This window comes from Mesorhizobium sp. WSM3862 (genome assembly GCF_002294985.1).
Classification (GTDB): domain Bacteria; phylum Pseudomonadota; class Alphaproteobacteria; order Rhizobiales; family Rhizobiaceae; genus Mesorhizobium.
In genome coordinates this window covers 409,944-428,876 of sequence record NZ_NSGE01000005.1, presented here as the reverse complement: position 1 = coordinate 428,876, position 18,933 = coordinate 409,944, and the positions used below count along the sequence as shown (strand labels likewise).

Sequence of the window (18,933 nt, the reverse complement as noted above, 5' to 3'; positions counted from 1 at the left end):
TCAGACAAGAGAAAAGACGGTCCGTGGCCCAATCGTCATCGCCAATCTCAGCTGTCGCAGAGCGCTATGCAAGCTCGCTGTTCGAGCTCGCGCTGCAGGAAAATTCGGTCGCCCAGGTCGAGGCCGACCTCAGCGATTTCGAGGCGATGCTCAACGGCAGCGCCGACCTTGCCCGGCTCATCAACAGTCCGGTGTTCTCCAGCGACGATCAGGCCAAGGCGATCGGGGCGATCATCTCTAGAGCCAACATCACCGGCCTCGTCGGCAATTTCCTGCGCGTCGTCGCCCGCAACCGCCGCCTGTTCGCCGTGCCCGGCATGATCAAGGCGTTCCGCCAGATTGCCGCCGACCACCGCGGCGAGGCGTCCGCCGAAGTCACCTCCGCGCATGCGCTGACGGATGCGCAGCAGGCCGAACTCAAGGCGACGCTGACGGGCATCGCCGGCAAGGACGTGACCATCGTCATGACCGTCGACCCGTCGCTGCTCGGCGGCCTGATCGTCAAGATGGGCTCGCGCCAGATCGATACGTCGCTCAAAACCAAACTCAATTCGCTCAAGCTTGCACTGAAAGAGGTCGGCTGATGGACATCCGCGCCGCGGAAATTTCCGCAATTCTGAAAGACCAGATCAAGAATTTCGGCAAGGAGGCCGAGGTCTCCGAAGTCGGCCAGGTTCTGTCCGTCGGTGACGGCATTGCCCGCGTCTACGGGCTCGACAACGTCCAGGCCGGCGAGATGGTCGAATTCCCGGGCGGCATCCGCGGCATGGCGCTGAACCTCGAAGCCGACAATGTCGGCGTCGTCATCTTCGGCAACGACCGCGACATCAAGGAAGGCGACACCGTCAAGCGCACCGGCGCCATCGTCGACGTTCCGGTCGGTCCCGGCCTGCTCGGCCGCGTGGTCGACGCGCTCGGCAATCCGATCGACGGCAAGGGCCCGATCCAGGCGACCGAACGCCGCCGCGTCGACGTCAAGGCGCCCGGCATCATTCCGCGCAAGTCGGTGCATGAGCCGATGTCGACCGGCCTCAAGGCCATCGACGCGCTGATCCCGGTCGGCCGCGGTCAGCGCGAGCTGGTCATCGGCGACCGTCAGACCGGTAAGACCGCCATCATCCTCGACACGATGCTGAACCAGAAGTCGGTGCACGACAACGGCCCGGAGAAGGAGAAGCTCTACTGCGTCTACGTCGCCGTCGGCCAGAAGCGCTCGACCGTCGCGCAGTTCGTCAAGGTGCTGGAGGAGCGCGGCGCGCTCGACTACTCCATCATCATCGCCGCGACTGCGTCGGATCCGGCGCCGATGCAGTTCCTGGCGCCGTTCGCCGGCTGCACCATGGGCGAATATTTCCGCGACAACGGCATGCATGCCCTCATCAGCTATGACGACCTGTCGAAGCAGGCCGTCGCCTACCGCCAGATGTCACTGCTGCTGCGCCGCCCGCCGGGTCGCGAAGCCTATCCGGGCGACGTGTTCTACCTGCATTCGCGCCTGCTGGAGCGCGCCGCGAAGCTCAATGACGATAATGGCAACGGCTCGCTGACCGCGCTGCCCATCATCGAGACGCAGGCCAACGACGTGTCGGCATACATCCCGACCAACGTGATCTCGATCACCGACGGCCAGATCTTCCTCGAGACCAACCTCTTCTTCCAGGGCATCCGCCCGGCGGTGAACGTCGGTCTGTCGGTGTCGCGCGTCGGCTCCTCGGCGCAGGTCAAGGCGATGAAGCAGGTCGCCGGCTCGATCAAGGGCGAGCTCGCGCAGTACCGCGAAATGGCGGCCTTCGCGCAGTTCGGCTCCGACCTCGACGCCGCCACCCAGCGTCTGCTCAATCGCGGTTCGCGCCTGACGGAGCTCCTGAAGCAGCCGCAGTTCTCGCCGCTCAAGACCGAAGAGCAGGTCGCGGTGATCTTCGCCGGCGTCAATGGCTATCTCGACAAGTTGGCGCTGAACCAGGTCGGCAAGTTCGAGCACGGCCTGCTCAGCCACATGCGCTCGGCCGGCAAGGACGTGCTCGACGGCATCCGCAAGGAGAAGGCTCTGTCGGACGACCTGCGCGGCAAGCTCAAGGCCGAGATCGACGCCTTCGCCAAGACCTTCGCTTAACGAGCAGCCGGACGCACGGGATCAGGTTTGAAGCATGCCTTCATTAAAAGACCTTCGTAACCGTATCGCCTCGGTCAAGGCGACGCAGAAGATCACCAAGGCGATGCAGATGGTCGCCGCGGCGAAGCTGCGTCGCGCGCAGGAAGCGGCCGAAGCGGCGCGTCCCTATTCCGAGCGGATGGGGGCGGTGCTGGCCAACATCACCCAGGCGATCGGCGGCGGCGGCGATGCCCCGGCGCTGATGACGGGCACCGGCAGGGACGACGTGCATCTGCTCATCGTCTGCACCGCCGAGCGCGGCCTGTGCGGCGGCTTCAATTCGCAGATCGCGCGCCTGGCCCGCGAGCATATTCGTAAGCTTCTCGCCGACGGCAAGCAGGTCAAGATCATCTGCGTCGGCAAGAAGGGTTTTGACATCCTGCGCCGCGAGTACGGCTCGCTGATCCTCGAGCGCGTCGACCTGCGCGAGGTCAAGACGCTCGGCTTCGTCAATGCCGATGCGATCGCGCGCAAGGTGATCAACCTGTTCAACCAGGGCGGCTTCGACGTCTGCACGCTGTTCTATTCGCAGTTCAAGTCGGTGATCAGCCAGATTCCGACGGCGCAGCAGATCATCCCGGCGGCCCCGGCTTCCGCCGCTGCCGAGACGAGCAACGGCGCCACGGCCGTCTACGAATACGAGCCGGAGCCGGGCGAGATCCTCTCCGACCTCATCCCGCGCAACATCGCGGTGCAGATCTTCCGCGCGCTGCTGGAAAACGCGGCCGGCGAGATGGGCGCTAAGATGAGCGCGATGGACAATGCGACGCGCAACGCCGGCGACATGATCAACAGGCTGTCGATCACCTACAATCGCCAGCGGCAGGCGCAGATCACCAAGGAACTCATCGAAATCATTTCGGGCGCCGAGGCGCTCTAGGCGCGCCCCGCCGCCGAGGCCATGGACCTCGCGGCAGAAGGCGTGAGCAACAGACAGACGAAAAGGGCAAAGACGATGGCGAAAGCAGCTACCCCGAAGACCGCCGCCAAGGCGGCACCGGCCCCCAAGGCGGCAAAGGCTCCGGCAGCAGCCGCGAATGCCGCTCCGGCCAAGAAGGCGGCCGCTCCGGCCAAGGCAGCGGCTCCGGCGAAGGCGGCCAGCGTTGCGGCGAAGCGGGTCGGCGCCGCCGGCAAGGTGCGCCAGGTCATCGGCGCCGTCGTCGACGTCCAGTTCGAAGATCATCTCCCGGCCATTCTGAATGCGCTGGAAACCGACAATGTCGGCAACCGCCTCGTCCTCGAAGTCGCCCAGCATCTCGGCGAGAACACCGTGCGCTGCATCGCCATGGACTCGACCGAAGGTCTCGTGCGCGGCCAGGATGTCTATGACACCGGCGGACCGATTTCGGTGCCGGTCGGCCCGGGCATGCTCGGCCGCATCATCAACGTCATCGGCGAACCGGTCGACGAGGCCGGCCCGGTCGACGCCGTCGAAATGCGCGCCATTCACCAGCCGGCTCCGGCCTATGTCGACCAGTCGACGGAAGCGCAGATCCTGGTCACCGGCATCAAGGTCCTCGACCTGCTGGCGCCTTACGCCCGCGGCGGCAAGATCGGCCTGTTCGGCGGCGCCGGCGTCGGCAAGACCGTGCTGATCCAGGAACTTATCAACAACGTCGCCAAGGCCCACGGCGGCTTCTCGGTGTTCGCCGGCGTCGGCGAACGCACCCGCGAAGGCAACGACCTCTATCACGAGTTCATCGAATCGGGCGTCAACAAGAAGGGCGGCGGCCAGGGTTCCAAGGCCGCGCTGGTCTACGGCCAGATGAACGAGCCGCCGGGCGCGCGCGCCCGCGTCGGCCTGACCGGCCTCACCGTCGCCGAGTATTTCCGCGACCAGGGCCAGGACGTGCTGTTCTTCGTCGACAACATCTTCCGCTTCACCCAGGCCGGATCGGAAGTGTCGGCGCTGCTCGGCCGCATCCCCTCGGCCGTGGGCTATCAGCCGACGCTCGCCACCGACATGGGCGCGCTGCAGGAGCGCATCACGACCACGACCAAGGGTTCGATCACCTCGGTGCAGGCCATCTACGTTCCGGCCGACGACTTGACCGACCCGGCGCCGGCCACGTCCTTCGCCCACCTCGACGCCACGACCGTGCTCAACCGCGCGATCTCGGAAAAGGGCATCTACCCGGCCGTTGATCCGCTCGATTCGACCTCGCGCATGCTCGACCCGATGGTTGTCGGCGAGGAGCACTACCAGGTCGCCCGCCAGGTGCAGTCGATCCTGCAGCGCTACAAGTCGCTGCAGGACATCATCGCCATCCTTGGCATGGACGAGCTGTCGGAAGAGGACAAGCAGACCGTTGCCCGCGCCCGCAAGATCGAGCGCTTCCTGTCGCAGCCGTTCTTCGTCGCCGAAGTGTTCACCGGCTCGCCCGGCAAGCTGGTCGACCTTGCCGACACCATCAAGGGCTTCAAGGGCCTTTGCGCCGGCGATTACGACCATCTGCCCGAAGCCGCCTTCTACATGGTCGGCGGCATCGAGGAAGCGGTCGAGAAGGCGCAGCGCCTGGCGGCTGAAGCGGCGTAAAGAAGCGAATAGCGAATAGGGAGTAGCGAATAGGGATCAGTGGGCCGGCCGAGTTTTTCACTACTCGCTACCCGCTATTCCCTACTCGCTAGATTGGCATGGCTGAAGCTTTCAAGTTCGAACTGGTCTCGCCGGAGCGGCTGCTCGTTTCCGAGCAGGTCGAGTCCGTCGTCATCCCGGGCGCCGAAGGCGAGATGACCGTGATGGCGCAGCACGCTCCGGTCATGACCACGATCAAGCCCGGCGTCGTCACGGTGAAAACCGCGGCAGGCAAGGAAGAGCGCTACGTCGTGTTCGGCGGCTTCGCCGACATCCTGCCCTACGGCTGCACGCTGCTGGCCGAATCGGCGGTCGCCGTCGGCGACATCGACCGCGCTGATCTCGCCCGCCGCATCCAGGAAGCCAGGGAAGACGCCGCCGACGCCAAGGACGACGAGGCCCGCAGCAAGGCCGAGCAGTTTCTCAGCCAGCTCACCACGTTGGAAGGCGCGCTGCTGCCGGCCTGACGGCGGCCTCTTACGATGGACTGAAAGAGAGCGGGCTTGCCCCGGGGCTTGCCCCGCTTTTTTGTTTGCCCCGTTTTCTCGTTTTCTCGTTTGGGAGACGGTCCGCCCTGCTTGTCAGGGTGTCGTGCCGTTTCATGCAAACGGCGAGCCGCTCTAATCTCGTCGGCAAGGCAGTGCGCCTGTTCTGAAACTCGAACGGGGGCCGACTATGCCACACGGCAGGTCGTGAACGGTCGGGCGAGTAGTCTCGGTACAGACGCGCTATTCGGCCAGCTGGAGCGGTTCTTTGCCGATGCCGATCGCCGCGAGAGCCAGCTTCGGACCGCCCTGCTTGAAATGGACGAGATGAGTGGCGACAGACTCGATCAACTTCTGTCGCTCCGGATGAGCTTTGGCAAAGCCGGCGAGGTCGAACACGGCCTCCGTCATCTCCGCCGTCGGCAGAATCCGGGCGAAGATGTCGCTGAGGGCGGTATCGAGTGGATCGGTGAAATGGCCCTCCGGCAAGCTGCCACCGCGCGCGGCGCATGCGGCGATCCAGGCGGTGACCACCAGCGTCAGGTGTACGAACTCGGTCCCGGCTTCGAGGCATTCGATGGCTGACGCGACGATGCGCTGCGGCAGTTTCTGGCTGCCGTCATTGGCGATCTGCGCGGTGCGATGAGCAAGCGCGGTGTTGGAGAAGCGCTGGGCGAGCTCGGCCGTATAGGCGGCCGTATCGAGGCCTGCATCCTCAGGCAGCGTCGGCACGGCTTCGGCCCACAATGCGTCGACAAACCGTCGGATCGACGGGTCGGCGAAGGCGCGGTCGACGGTGGTGTGGCCGCTGAGCAGGCCAAGATAGGCGATGCCGGAATGCGCGCCGTTGAGCAGCCTCAGCTTCATGTCCTCGAAGGGACCGACATCCTCGACCATGGTGACGCCGAATCTCTCCCAGGCCGGCCGCCCGGTGGGGAAACGGTCCTCAATCACCCATTGGCAGAACGGCTCGGTCACCACCGGCCAGGCATCCTGGAGGCCAAGCTCGCCGGCGATGCGGGCGCGGTCGGCGTCGGTGGTCGCCGGCACGATGCGATCGACCATGGAAGACGGGAAGGCCACTTCGCCGGCGACATGGCGGGCGAGTTCGGCATCGCCCTGTCGAGCGAGCCCGGCATCGCCCTGTCGAGCGAGTCGTAAGTCGCGCAGCTTGGCAAACTCGAGCAACAGCTTGTGCAGCGTGGCGCCGTTGGCCGGAAGGTTGTCGCAGCACAGCACCGTGAAGGGCGGCGTGCCGGCGGCGCGGCGGCGCGCAAGCGCCTCGGCCAGGAAACCATGCGCCGTCCTGGGCGATCCGGGGTTTCCCAGATCGTGGACGATATCGGGATGAGTTTCGTCTAGGCTGCCGTCGGCGGCCCTCAGATAGGCCTTTTCGGTGATGGTCAGCGTGACGATGCGGGTGCGCGGATCGGTGAGCGCGGTAAGCACGGCGTCCGGATCTTCGGGCGCCACCAGCAACGACACGATCGAGCCGATGATCTGCAACTGCTCGCCGGCGCTTTCCCTCACCGCCAGCGTGTAGAGACCGTCCTGCGGCGACAGCGCATCGCGTGTGTCGGGACTGCGCAGCGAGACGCCAATGATGCCCCAACCTGTATCGCCATCAGCCAGGGAGGCGTCGACATAGGCCGCCTGATGAGCGCGATGGAAGGCGCCGACGCCGAGATGGACGATGCCGGGCGTCACGGCGCCGCGATCGTAGCGGGGTATGGCGATTGCGCCCGGCAGCTGCGTGATCGAGGCGTTCGACAGACGGCTGTTCATTGGTTTGAAGTCTCCGATCGGCGCGTCGAGCCTGGCAGGAATGGCGGCAGCGGCGTAGCACCCGCCGCTGCCCGGTACAATGGCCGGGCCTTATGCAAAAGTCATCATACAACTGGCTGGTTTTTGTATGTTGACAATGTTGTTTGCTAATCCACCAATGGGGCAGCCTGGGAGGAGCGAAGTGGCTGCATTGACTGATCCGGACCTGTTGTTCGCGCCGGAAACGCGAACGCTGGCTCGCGCCCTTCATGCAGGCGTCAAGGACCTGCCGATCGTCAGCCCGCATGGCCACACGGACCCGCGCTGGTATGCGTTCAACGAGCCCTTTCCCGACCCCGCGCAGCTCCTGATCGTCCCGGACCACTACATTTTCCGCATGCTGTTCAGCCAGGGCGTGCCGCTGGAAAAGCTCGGCGTGCCGACGCTCGACGGAGCGCCGGTCGAGACCGACGGCAGAACGATCTGGCGGCGCTTTGCCGAGCATTACTATCTCTTCCGCGGCACGCCGACCCGGCTCTGGCTCGACCATGTGTTCGAGCACCTGTTCGGCATCGACGAACCGCTCAACGCCAGCACCGCTGATCGGTGCTACGACACGATCGCCGCGCTTCTTCAGCGCGCCGACTATCGGCCGCGGGCGCTGTTCGAGCGCTTCAACATCGAGGTGATCGCCACCACCGAAGGGGCGCTCGACGATCTCAAATGGCATCGGATGATCCGTGACAGCGGTTGGCAGGGCCGCGTCGTTACCGCCTACCGGCCGGACGCCGTGGTCGATCCCGACCTCGAAGGGTTTCTAGCCAATCTCGATCGCCTGGGCGAAATCACCGGATGCGACACCGGCACATGGGCCGGCTATCTCGAGGCGCACCGAAAGCGCCGCGCCTATTTCAAGGAATTCGGCGCCACCTCGTCCGATCACGGCCATCCGACCGCCGACACCGCCAATCTTTCCGACACGGCGGCGCAGGAGCTGTTCGACAGCATCCGCCGCGGTTCGGAGGACGAGCGCGAGCGAAAACTGTTCCGCGCCCAGCTGCTGACCGAGATGGCCAAGATGAGTCGCGACGATGGGCTGGTAATGCAGATCCATCCCGGGTCGTGGCGCAATCATTCGCCGGCTGTTTTCCAGAAATTCGGCCGCGACAAGGGTTTCGATATCCCGACCCGGACCGACTATGTGACGGCGCTGAAGCCGCTGCTCGACTGCGTCGGGCTGGAGCGAGACCTGACGATCATTCTGTTCACGCTCGACGAGACGAGCTATGCGCGCGAGCTGGCGCCGCTCGCCGGCGTCTATCCGGCGCTGAAGCTTGGGCCGGCCTGGTGGTTCCACGACAGCCCGGAAGGCATGCGCCGCTTCCGCGAGATGACCACCGAGACGGCGGGCTTCTACAATACGGTCGGCTTCAACGACGACACGCGCGCCTTTCCATCGATCCCGGCGCGCCACGACGTCGCGCGGCGTGTCGACTGTGCCTTCCTGGCGCGGCTCGTCGCCGAACATCGGCTGCGCGAGGAGGAAGCGCATGAGCTGGCGCGCGAGCTTGCCTACACGCTTGCCAAGAAGGCGTACCGGCTCTGAGCCGGGCGCCAGGATTTGAAGGGCATGAAGTTCGGCAAGATCACGGTCTGGGAAGCGATACGCTCGAACTGGCCGTTCTACGGCGCGGGTATCGTGGTTCTGGCGCTGGTGACGTATATTCCCGCGATCTCGCTGTGGTTGCCAAGTGTCTTCAAGTAGGCGTCCTCGAATAGGGCGTTCAGATAGGGGAGTGCGACGTGGCCGGGCCCACGACGGATTTCAGGGTCGAACGGAAGCCGAAGCTGTCGGAAACGGTGGTCGCGGCCTTGCTCGAATGATTATCCGGTCGACGCAGCCGCCACGGACTTTGCGTAATAGGCCTGCCGCGCCTGCAGGCGCTCGCGGTAGCGCTGCTGGCTCGAGGTGAGATGTGCCCGCATCGCCTCGCGCGCGGCTTCGGGGTCGCCCGCCGAAATCGCGTTGAGGATCACCAGATGCTCCCGTTGCAGGCCACGCTGGTACTCGTCGGACTGGACGAGCTCGGCCGACCAGGGCGAGGTGACGTCGCAGGGGATGGCGCGGCGGCCGAGCACGTCGAGCATCTCGACATAGAACGGGTTATTGGTGGCGCTGGCGATCGCCCTATGGAAGGCGAGATCCGCCGGACCGGTCGGCTGGCTGGCGAGCAGAAGCCGCTCGAACTCGAAGAAAGCCTCTTGGATCGCCGCCTCTTGCGATCCGCAAGCAGCTGTTGGCGGGCGAGATCCCGCCCGGGCACAAGCTGCCGACCGAAGGGCAACTCACGGAAACCTTCGGCGTCAGCCGCACCGTCATTCGCGAGGCGCTGGCAAAGCTTGCCGCCGACGGCCTCGTCGAGGCGCGGCAGGGCGCCGGCGTCTTCGTCACAGAACACATCTCCACCACGCTCGGCGTTTTGGCCGCCGACATGGGCGCCAAGGATTCGACCGCGCTCAACGTGCTCGAGGTGCGGCTGGCGATCGAGATCGAATCGGCCGGCCTTGCCGCCAACCGACGCAACGCGGCGGTAGAGATGGACCAGACACACACCGGCGCTTTCATCTGGGCCATGGCTGGCGACAATGTCGACTATATCGCGTCACAGGCGCCAACACCGGCATCGGCCAAGGCATTGCAGTGTCGGTCGCGCGCGCCGGCGGCGCCGTCATCGGCGTCGGGCGCTCGGCGATGGATGAAACCGCGGAGAAGATCGCGGCCATTGGTGGCCAGTTCGAAACCGTGGCCGCCGATCTCGGCGATCCTGCCGCGGCTGCCGTCATGCTCGACCGGATATGGGACGAGAAGGGACCGCTCGACGGCTTGGTCAACAATGCCGGCATCATACGACGCGCCGACGCGGTCGATCTGACCGAAGCCGACTGGGACGAGGTGATGGACATCAATTTGAAGACGGTCTTCCGGCTTTGCCAGAGTTTTGCCAGACGCGTGCTGGCCGAGCCCGGGCGGCGCGGCAAGATCGTCAACATAGGCTCGGTGCTGAGCTTCCAGGGCGGCATCCGCGTCGCCTCCTACACCGCTTCGAAACATGGTGTGCTTGGCCTCACGAGGCTGCTCGCCTGCGAATGGGCGGCGAAAGGCATAAACGTCAACGGCATCGCGCCGGGCTATATCGAAACCAACAACACCGAACCCTTGCGCGCCGACCCCGACCGCAGCGCCGCCATCCTCGGACGCATTCCCGCGGGGCGCTGGGGCCGGCCGGGCGACATCGGCGACGCGGCCGTTTTCCTGCTCGCGCCCGCGTCGGACTACATGCATGGCGCGGTGATGCCGGTGGACGGCGGCTGGCTGGCGCGGTGACCATTCTGCCAATTTCGAACGGAAGCTAAGCGATGACGCCTCTCTTTTCACATGCCGGCGAAAAAGCCTGGGAGCCGACGCCCGACGGCAACAGACGGCGCGTGCTGGTGCACACGGCCGAACTGATGATGGTCGAATTCGCCTTCGACAAGGGCGGCCTCGGCGCGCTGCATTCGCATCCCCACGTCCAGGCAAGCTATGTCGCCGAAGGCCGCTTCGAAGTCACCATCGACGGCAAGTCAGAGATCCTGGCAGCGGGAAGCAGCTTCATCGTGCCGTCCAACCTGGTGCACGGCGTCAGGGCGCTGGAAGCGGGGCGGCTGGTCGACAGTTTTGCGCCTTATCGGGCCGACTTCCTATAACGATGTTCCTGTTGCCAAAGAAAAACCCGCGCCGTGAGGCGCGGGTTTGTTGCCTGGGCGCTCGTGGCACCGCCGCGGTACTCAAACATTGCCGCAGGACGACAACGGTGCCGCAACATGGTGAAGATAGGTTTAACGAAGAGGACTGGCACTCTGCCGGCATATCGGCCAAAGAGACGGCGCGCCGCAGCTTTGGCACGGATGAACTAAGCCGGCGGGAGCGGAAGTCGGAAATGGACGTCGCACGAAAATCAGACGCCTTTTTGCGCAAGGCCATCAGGCGGCCGATCAGAGAGGTTCGGCGCTTGGCGCTGGATGTGAAGCGGCTGTGGCGGCTTTGGTTTGCTGGACGCTCGGCGCCTTACAAGAAGATATTCATTGCCGGCTGCGCGCAGCGGAACGACGCTGACCCAGCGCCTGATGGGGTGTTTCGAGGACACCTTCGTCCATCGAGCCGAAGCGAAATACACCCAGCTGGATATGTTGGACCGCTCCGAAACCAACCTTGTCGTCAAGCGCACGGATCGGGGTCATATGCATCTGGCGAAATTGCCCGCCGCCATTGGCCTGATCTATTGCGTTCGCCATCCTTTCGACGTGCTCACCAGCTCGCATCCGGAAAGCAGGGCGGAGCGCCGGTTCCATGTCACCTCCGAACGCTGGCTGGCCGAGTACGAGGCCTTGCTGCGGCTGAGAAAGGCGCAGCCGGAGCGCGCGATCGTCTATGTCCGCTACGAGGACATGATCGCTCGGCCGGACGAGGTCCAGGAGAGGATCGCGCGAGCATTCGACCTCAGGCCGCGTATCCGCTTCAGCGAGGATGCCGGTAACCCGATACGGGCAACATCGCTCAAGAAGTGGGAACGGAACGAGGAATACCTTGCCTATCTCAAAGCCCTGCCCCCCGCCTTCCTCGCCCGGCTGAGAGGGTTCTGTGACGAGTTCGGCTATGACATGCCGGAGTGGGCAAACGCATGACGTCGATGCTCGCTCTTTCAGCCGAACGGCGCGGACCTTTGATTACGCCCGATATGCTGCCAGGCGATGAGGGAACCAGCATAAACGGCCCATCGCTGGTGAGGATGCCGGCCTGGGCGACCGGCCGGCTCGCAACGTATCACCTCTATTTCGCGCATCACAACGGCACCTACATCCGCCTAGCCTATTCAGATACGCTGCAAGGCCCTTGGCGCATCCACCCGGGCGGCGTGCTTTCGCTTGGTGAATGTCCTTTTCTGAGGGATCACATCGCCTCTCCCGACGTGCATGTCGACGAGCAGACCCGACGCATCGTCATGTATTTTCACGGCCCTGAGCGACATGGCCGCGAGCAGACGACCTTTGCGGCGACATCGGTCGACGGCCTTTACTTCAACCCCAGTCCCCGGGCGCTAGGGCCGTTCTATGCGCGGATCTTTTGGCACGACGGCTGGTGGTATGGGCTTTTCGGCACCGGCAGTATCAGGCTTCGCCGATCTATCGATGGTCTTTCCGGTTTCGAGGAAGGGCCGGTCGTGCTGCCGGGCTCGGGCCGGGTCCGGCCACGGCATGTGGCGGTGCAGAAGAACGGGGATTCGCTGATTGTCTATTATACGCGCAAGGGCGACGCGCCGGAGCGCGTGATTTACGGCAGCGTCGACCTTTCCAAGGACTGGCGGCGCTGGGTCGTGCGCGGCAGGACCGAATTGCTGAGACCCGGCACCGACTACGAGGGCGCCGGCCTGCCGGTTCGCCGCAGCAAGGCCGGCGTGGCAAGAAGCAAGGAGAGCGGGCTGCGCGATCCGGCCATTTTCGAGGAGGATGGCCGGACCTGGCTGCTCTATGCCATTGCGGGCGAGAGCGGCATCGCGCTGGCCGAAATCCGACCGGGAGAACTCCGGGCTGTCGGGCTGCGAAGATCGATTGCGGATCTATGGAGCCGGCTTGGAGTTTAACGCGCCCTGCCTTTGCTAACCTCGGCTCAGTGGACACTGCCGACCGCCTTGCCCTGCCATCTCGGTATCGCCGGGTTGCGGCGCAGGGAGGGGCCGGCACCTCCGGCAGAGACGGCGGCGCCGGCAGGCAAAAACGGCGGACAGCACGGGTTGCGATGGCGTTCGGGCGATCCGCGCCTTAAGAACGTGACCTCAGCCGAAACCGGGAATCACTCTCAAATGCAAAACGCGATGGCGGGGCGGGCATCGGTGGCGGGCATTGCGGCAGAGGGGCGCGATCCGAAGCGGCGCGTGCTGAAGGACGTGTTCGGCTTCGACGATTTTCGACCCGGTCAGGCCGACGTGATAGAGGCGCTGCTGTGCGGCCGCCACGTGCTGGCGGTCATGCCGACCGGCGCCGGCAAGTCGCTCTGCTACCAGGTTCCGGCGCTGGTCCTTGGCGGGCTCACCATCGTCGTCTCGCCGCTGGTGGCGCTGATGCAGGACCAAGTCGCAGCGCTGCGGCTCGCCGGCGTCGCCGCCGATACGATCAACTCCTCGCTGGATCGCGATGCCAATGTCGCGGCGTGGCGCCGCGTCGCCTCGGGCCAGACGCGTCTGCTCTATCTGGCGCCGGAGCGGCTGATGACCGAGCGGATGCTCGACGCGCTGGCCAGGCTCGACATCCGGCTGATCGCCGTCGACGAGGCGCATTGCATCTCGCAATGGGGACCAGCCTTTCGGCGCGAATATGAGGACCTTGCGCGGCTGCGCGACCTCTTTCCGAAAGTGCCGATCATCGCGCTGACCGCGACCGCGGACGAAACGACGCGCACCGACATTTCGGCGCGGCTGTTTGCCGACCGTGTCGACACGCTGGTGCTGGGCTTCGACCGGCCGAACATCAAGCTTGCCATCGAGCCGAAGCAGGACAGCAAGCGCCAGCTGTTGCGTTTCGTCGAACGCCATGCGGGGCAGAGCGGCATCGTCTATTGCCTGTCGCGCAGGAAGACAGAGGAGATGGCGGCCTTCCTCGAAAGAAACGGCGTCTCCGCGCTCGCTTACCATGCCGGCATGAGCAAGGAGGCGCGGGACGCGAACCAAAACGCTTTCATGACGCTGTCCGGCGTGGTCATGGTGGCGACCATCGCCTTCGGCATGGGCATCGACAAGCCGGACGTCGCCTATGTCTTCCACACCGACCTGCCGGCTAGCCTCGAGGCCTATTACCAGGAGATCGGCCGTGCCGGCCGCGACGGGCGGCCGGCCGAGGCGCATATGCTCTACGGCCTCGGCGACATCCGCACGCGGCGCCTGTTCATCGACGACGAGGATGCCTCGCCGGAGCACAAGCGGCGCTCACATGGCCGACTGGACACGCTGATCGGCTATTGCGAGACGGCGCAATGCCGGCGCCAGGTCCTGCTTGGCTATTTCGGCGAAGGCGCCTCGCCTTGCGGCAATTGCGACAACTGCCTCAGCCAGGCGCCGCGCGCGGACGGCGGCACCGAGGCGCGCATCATTCTTTCGGCCGTGGCGCAAACCGGCGAGCGGTTCGGGGCCTCCCGTATCGTCGACATCCTGCTCGGCCACGAGACCGAGAAAGTGCTGGCCCGAGGTCATCAAAGGCTTGCCAGCTTCGGCACCGGCGCGGCGCACAAGCGACCCGCGTGGCTGTCGCTGATCCGCCAGCTTGTGGCGGGCGGGTACCTGGTGCCGGACCCGGACGGCTATGGCGGCCTTGCCATTTCCGAGCGCGGCCGCGCGCTCGGCCGCGGCGAGATCGCCTTCGAGTATCGCGTCGAGACGCGGCACCGTTCCCTACGCGACAAGGCGCGTTCGGCCCAGGCCGCGGCGGACGCCGAAGACCTGGACGCCGCGCTGCTCGCCACGCTCAAGGCGCTGCGGCTGCGCCTGGCGAAGGAACGCCAGGTCCCGGCCTATGTCGTTTTCTCCGACCGCACGCTGATCGACATGGCCGAGCGCTGCCCGCGCGACCTCGCTGCCTTCGCCGAGGTGAACGGCGTCGGCGAAGCCAAGCTCAAGGAATTCGGCGAGGTCTTCTTGAGCGCGATTGCAGCGCATCAATCCGGCGGATCAGGTTGAGGCACAATCGGCCGGCGCATCACGCTCGTCCGGCCCAACCTACAAACCGGATCACGCATTCAAACGATGATTGCCCGCAGCCGACGCGCAACGCCCGCTCTCAAGTTGCGCCCTGGATGGCCCCGATCATGGTTCTCACAGCATCCAAGGGCTGCAAGCCGGCCTCGCGCACCAGCGTGCGCCAGCTGAAGAAGCTCAGCGCCAGCTGAAGCATCGCGCGCTGCTGCCGTCGAGGCCTTGGCCGAGCACGTCCCGGCAGGCCGCGGCGGCAAGCGCGTGCGCTTCATCGATACACCCGATACGCCGCACGCTGAAATGTGAACGGCGCCGATCGTGGTTCCACGCCGTTCCTGTGGAAACATTCCTGTTGCAATCTTCGAGGCAAACAGTTCGAATAAAGTCTTTCCGGGGGAACAAGAATTGTGAACAAGGGTGTGGTACGGCTTATTCCAAAGCCGAGGGCCTCAATATTCATCTGTGGTTGCGGTCATACCGGGTCGACCTTGCTCGCCCGGATATTGGCTGCGCATCCGGATGTCTTCAGTGTCCCGCGGGAGACAAGCGCTTTTGTCTCGGACAAAGGCGCCAGATGGACCAAGCTAAGCTTGCTTTTGCTTGAGGCGGCGATTTCGCGCCGGAGCGTCTGGGTCGAGAAAACCCCCGGGCATATTCATTACACCCGTCAGATACGCGAGACGATCCCGGACGCCCGTTTCATTGTGGTGACGCGCGACGGCCGCGATGTCGTGGCATCGCTCGGGCAGCGCTACGAGGGCGATTTCGACAGAGCTTTCCAAAGGTGGGTCGCCGACAGCAGGGCCTCGATGCTCTGCATCGAGAGGGGCGGGGCCATGCTGTGGCGCTACGAGGACTTTATCGAGTCGCCTGCGCTCTCCATCGAACGGCTATGCCGCTTCATGGGTGTGGCCTTCGATGCTGCCATCCTGGACTATCACCGGCATCCGGTCGTCTGGGGAAGGGCAAGAAGAGTTCGCACGGCGCATTCGGCTCGCCGTTCGGCGCAGGTCAACCAACCGATCACCGACTACAGGGGCGGCTGGCGATCGAAGCTGCCTGCGGAATTCGCCTCGCGTTTCGAGGCAGGTGAGGCCCAGGAGCTGATGACCTTTTTCGGATATTGCTGAGGGCGACTGTCGCGCTCCTTCGCCAAGCGCGCAGCGCCGACGAGCGATCGCCGGCTCTGCGAACGGTAGCGGCAAGCGTTCTTCCACCGAACATGGCGCCAGGCGTCAGTAAAATGGCGCCGCCCGCGACTGATCGAGGCGCAACGCCGGTTTAGCTTACGCTCATCCAGTCTCGCAAAGATGAGAAAACTGGATCTCGCGAACGGTCGACAAACGGGTCGTCCGATCCGTGCCGGCTGCCGGCACCGCCAATCCCACACAAAGGAAAGATAGATGGATCTGAACAATTTCTCCCGCCGCGGCGCCTTGGCCATTTTTGTAGGCGCCACACTTCTGTCCGCTGCGCCTGCGGCTCACGCCCAGCAGGCGTCGTCTGATGCAATCATTGGCACCTGGCAGGCGGACGACGGCAGCGTGAAGCTCGAGACGTTCAAGACCGGCTCCGAATTCCAAGCCCGTCTCCTCTATGGCAACCAACTGGTCGAGCCCGACGGCGTGACGTTCAAGAAGGACACCAAGAACCCCAATCCGGCGCTGCGCTCGCGGTCGATGAAGAATGCCATCTTCATCACCGGCCTCCATTGGGATGACGGCGCATGGACGGGCGGCTCCCTCTATGACGGCTCCTCGGGACGCACCTACAACTGCGAGGTGCGCATCAAGAATGGCAAGATGAACCTCAGGGGCTACATCGGCCTTCCGGCCCTCGGCCAGACGCGCACCTTCCATCGCGTCTGACGGCAGTGGATGGGAGTTGGCTGGCCCCGCAAAATGACGGGCCGCCCAACTCCCGCACTTGTCGGAGCTTGGGTTGTCGCTGCCCGTCGCCGCACCCTCGTGAGCCATGGCGGCTGCCGCCCAGAGGTTGGCGGAAATTGCAAGTACCGTGGCAGCGATCGCCAATGCGTGCCGACCCCTTTTGCCCCAGAATTCAACATCAAAATAGGAAAGGCACAAATCAAATGGCTAAGAAAGCAAACAGAACCGCGCTCGTCACTGGCGCATCCTCTGGCATGGGCAAGGAAATCGCCCGGCGTCTGATCAAGGACGGCTTCAAGGTCTATGTCGCCGCCCGCACCGTCGACAAAATGGCCGATCTTGCCAAGCTTGGCGCCATTCCGGTGCGCATGGACATTTCAGTGACTGCCGACATCGAGGCCGCCGTGGAAACGATACTCGCCCAGTCCGGCGGTGTCGACGTTCTCGTCAACAACGCCGGTTTTGGTCTTTACGGGCCGGTGGAAGACGTGACGATCGATGAGGCTCGCTACCAGTTCGAGGTCAATGTTTTCGGTCCCGCCCGGCTGACCCAGCTCCTGCTGCCGGCCATGCGCAAGAAGGGCGCTGGAACCATCGTCAACATCACCTCGATGGGCGGCAAGATCTATACGCTTCTCGGCGCGTGGTACCATGCCACCAAACATGCGCTTGAGGGCTGGTCGGACAGCCTGAGGCTCGAGCTAGCCCCCTTCGGCATCAAGGTCGTCGTCGTCGAGCCGGGCCTGATCGAGACGGGCTTTGGCGATGTCGTCGCCGATGGCCTGGTCAAGCGGTCGGCAAGCAGCGCCTATGCCAAGGTTTCCCAAGCGGTCGCCAAGACAACGCGGGACACCTATGGCCACGGCCGCGGCACCAACCCGGGCGTTATTGCCGATGTGGTTTCGGAGGCCGTCCGGGCGCGCAAGCCTAAGACCCGTTACGCTGCCGGCAAATACGCCAAGCCTATGATCGCTATCCGCAAATGGTTCGGCGACCGCATGTTCGACCGGATCATCATGAGCCAAATGCGATAAACAAGACCGGGATGGGCCGCTTGGCGGCGGCCCGTCGACGATGTGGAGTACAGGAGAACAGGTCATGGGCGCAGCTCCTGCTGACAAATGCAAGGTCCCGCAGGCGTTCTGGCGGGCGATCGAAGGCCTCGGGCTTCCGGCCGCTGCCGTGCTGAGGCAGGCGCGGCTGCCGGCGACGCTGCACTTGAACCCACAAAGTCTGGTGACGACGCACCAGTACTTCGCGATTTTCAAGGCCCTGGAAGAACTCACCTCCGACCCCGGCGTCGGCATCAGGTTGGTCAAGAGTGCCGATACCGCCGTCCATCCGCCGTCTACTTTGGCCGCATTCCACGCGCGGGATTACCGCGACGGATTGTCGAGGATCGCCAGGTTCAAGAGACTCTGCACGCCCGAACAGCTGCATATCTCCGAAACAAGGGGCGAGGTGGCGATCACGAGCGAGTGGTTCTATGCGACGGAGCCGGAGCCGGCCATTGCCGTCGACATTACGTTCGCGTTTCTGCTCGAACTGGGCCGGCGCGGAACCGGGCAGAACCTGGCGCCTGTCCTGGTCGAACTCACCCGTGCCGATCCCAACAGCGACGTTCTCAGCTCTTACTTTTCCTGTCCCATCCGCTACGGCGCGCCGCGTGACGTGCTGATCTTGAAAAGCAGCGATCTGAACCGTCCGTTTCCGGGATACAATCCAGAGCTTTTGGAAATTCTCACGCCGGCGCTTGCATCCGCCCTGGGTGAACTCCAGGCGCTCAGTTCGATCCGCGAGCAGGTGAAGATGGTCCTGAAAAGGAACCTGGCCAGCGGCCGGCCGGAACTGTCCGGCATTGCAACCGATCTCGGCCTCAGCGAACGAACGCTGCAACGCCGTATCACCGAGGAAGGCACCACCTTTCGTGAACTCCTGGTGGAAGCAAGACACGAGCTGGGCCGCCAGCTTCTGGCCGATGCCTCTGCCGACATCAACGAGGTCGCTTGCCTGCTCGGCTACCAGGACACGAGTTCATTCTATCGTGCCTTCCGCGACTGGGAAGGCACTACCCCCAATAGGTGGCGCGAACTGAATATGGGTCGAGCGTCGGGACCTGGTGGCACCAGCTTGCACTAGCCTGAGATGATTGGCGGTCTACGGCCGGAGGCATTTGTCCCATCTGTGATCTGTCGACTTGCTTGGATTGGCGCGAGTCACGAGTCGAATGGCGCCTGGCGCTAATCAGCATCCTTTTCGCCAGTGCTAACACCCGCCTAGGGATTCA

17 protein-coding genes and 2 pseudogenes are annotated in these 18,933 nt (G+C 64.4%); 17 read left to right on the top strand and 2 right to left on the bottom strand.

The annotated features are described in order from the left end of the window. Window positions 1-23: 23 nt before the first annotated feature. From CK224_RS17835 to CK224_RS17815, 5 genes are all read left to right on the top strand, one after another. Window positions 24-584, top strand: a complete 561-nt coding sequence (locus tag CK224_RS17835; RefSeq protein WP_095782627.1) for a F0F1 ATP synthase subunit delta — start codon at window positions 24-26, stop codon at window positions 582-584. Continuing rightward, window positions 584-2,113, top strand: coding sequence for a F0F1 ATP synthase subunit alpha (atpA, locus tag CK224_RS17830; protein WP_067001528.1), 1,530 nt, complete (start codon window positions 584-586; stop codon window positions 2,111-2,113). Before CK224_RS17835 ends, atpA begins: the two co-directional genes overlap by 1 nt. A 34-nt stretch (window positions 2,114-2,147) precedes the next feature. Beyond that, complete coding sequence (locus CK224_RS17825) at window positions 2,148-3,032, top strand: F0F1 ATP synthase subunit gamma (RefSeq protein ID WP_067001531.1); 885 nt, start codon at window positions 2,148-2,150, stop codon at window positions 3,030-3,032. A gap of 75 nt (window positions 3,033-3,107) precedes the next feature. Next, on the top strand, window positions 3,108-4,688 hold the full coding sequence (gene atpD, locus CK224_RS17820) for a F0F1 ATP synthase subunit beta (RefSeq protein WP_067002177.1): 1,581 nt from the start codon (window positions 3,108-3,110) through the stop codon (window positions 4,686-4,688). Window positions 4,689-4,786: 98 nt separating this feature from the next. Beyond that, the gene (locus CK224_RS17815; protein WP_095782626.1) at window positions 4,787-5,194 is read left to right on the top strand and encodes a F0F1 ATP synthase subunit epsilon; all 408 of its coding nucleotides are present in this window, start codon (window positions 4,787-4,789) and stop codon (window positions 5,192-5,194) included. Window positions 5,195-5,455: 261 nt separating this feature from the next. Here the strand turns inward: CK224_RS17815 and CK224_RS17810 are convergent, their stop codons facing one another. Next, window positions 5,456-6,997 (bottom strand): mannitol dehydrogenase family protein, encoded by a 1,542-nt coding sequence (locus tag CK224_RS17810; RefSeq protein ID WP_067001536.1) that lies wholly within the window; start codon window positions 6,995-6,997, stop codon window positions 5,456-5,458. A 181-nt stretch (window positions 6,998-7,178) separates the two neighbouring features. On the opposite strand from CK224_RS17810, the gene uxaC reads away from it, so the two are divergent. Beyond that, window positions 7,179-8,582, top strand: a complete 1,404-nt coding sequence (gene uxaC / locus CK224_RS17805; RefSeq protein ID WP_095782625.1) for a glucuronate isomerase — start codon at window positions 7,179-7,181, stop codon at window positions 8,580-8,582. A gap of 24 nt (window positions 8,583-8,606) precedes the next feature. Further along, window positions 8,607-8,741 (top strand): hypothetical protein, encoded by a 135-nt coding sequence (locus CK224_RS32360; protein ID WP_280940578.1) that lies wholly within the window; start codon window positions 8,607-8,609, stop codon window positions 8,739-8,741. 119 nt (window positions 8,742-8,860) lie between these two features. Here CK224_RS32360 and CK224_RS17800 read toward each other — a convergent pair. Then, window positions 8,861-9,259: pseudogene (locus tag CK224_RS17800) on the bottom strand (FCD domain-containing protein); the annotation flags it as partial. Here CK224_RS17800 and CK224_RS17795 point away from each other — a divergent pair. The 10 genes and pseudogenes from CK224_RS17795 to CK224_RS17750 all read left to right on the top strand — a co-directional run. Next, a pseudogene (locus CK224_RS17795) lies at window positions 9,259-9,573 on the top strand (GntR family transcriptional regulator); the annotation flags it as partial. The pseudogenes CK224_RS17800 and CK224_RS17795 sit on opposite strands and share 1 nt — an antisense overlap. Before the next feature lie 29 nt (window positions 9,574-9,602). Then, the gene (kduD, locus tag CK224_RS17790) at window positions 9,603-10,361 is read left to right on the top strand and encodes a 2-dehydro-3-deoxy-D-gluconate 5-dehydrogenase KduD (protein WP_095782799.1); all 759 of its coding nucleotides are present in this window, start codon (window positions 9,603-9,605) and stop codon (window positions 10,359-10,361) included. 32 nt (window positions 10,362-10,393) lie between these two features. Further along, window positions 10,394-10,723, top strand: a complete 330-nt coding sequence (locus CK224_RS17785) for a cupin domain-containing protein (protein ID WP_095782624.1) — start codon at window positions 10,394-10,396, stop codon at window positions 10,721-10,723. A 378-nt stretch (window positions 10,724-11,101) separates the two neighbouring features. Beyond that, on the top strand, window positions 11,102-11,701 hold the full coding sequence (locus CK224_RS17780) for a sulfotransferase (protein WP_245425976.1): 600 nt from the start codon (window positions 11,102-11,104) through the stop codon (window positions 11,699-11,701). Continuing rightward, window positions 11,698-12,657, top strand: a complete 960-nt coding sequence (locus tag CK224_RS17775) for a hypothetical protein (protein ID WP_095782623.1) — start codon at window positions 11,698-11,700, stop codon at window positions 12,655-12,657. Before CK224_RS17780 ends, CK224_RS17775 begins: the two co-directional genes overlap by 4 nt. Before the next feature lie 219 nt (window positions 12,658-12,876). After that, complete coding sequence (gene recQ / locus CK224_RS17770; RefSeq protein ID WP_245425974.1) at window positions 12,877-14,742, top strand: DNA helicase RecQ; 1,866 nt, start codon at window positions 12,877-12,879, stop codon at window positions 14,740-14,742. A gap of 605 nt (window positions 14,743-15,347) precedes the next feature. Beyond that, a complete protein-coding gene (locus tag CK224_RS17765; RefSeq protein WP_210199663.1) occupies window positions 15,348-15,887 on the top strand; it encodes a sulfotransferase in 540 nt (179 codons plus the stop codon). A gap of 273 nt (window positions 15,888-16,160) precedes the next feature. Continuing rightward, window positions 16,161-16,625: a DUF2147 domain-containing protein gene (locus CK224_RS17760; RefSeq protein WP_095782620.1), complete on the top strand. Its 465-nt coding sequence runs from the start codon at window positions 16,161-16,163 to the stop codon at window positions 16,623-16,625. Window positions 16,626-16,849: 224 nt separating this feature from the next. Then, complete coding sequence (locus CK224_RS17755; RefSeq protein WP_095782619.1) at window positions 16,850-17,680, top strand: oxidoreductase; 831 nt, start codon at window positions 16,850-16,852, stop codon at window positions 17,678-17,680. Window positions 17,681-17,744: 64 nt separating this feature from the next. Continuing rightward, the gene (locus CK224_RS17750; protein WP_095782618.1) at window positions 17,745-18,785 is read left to right on the top strand and encodes an AraC family transcriptional regulator; all 1,041 of its coding nucleotides are present in this window, start codon (window positions 17,745-17,747) and stop codon (window positions 18,783-18,785) included. The last annotated feature ends 148 nt before the right edge of the window (window positions 18,786-18,933 follow it).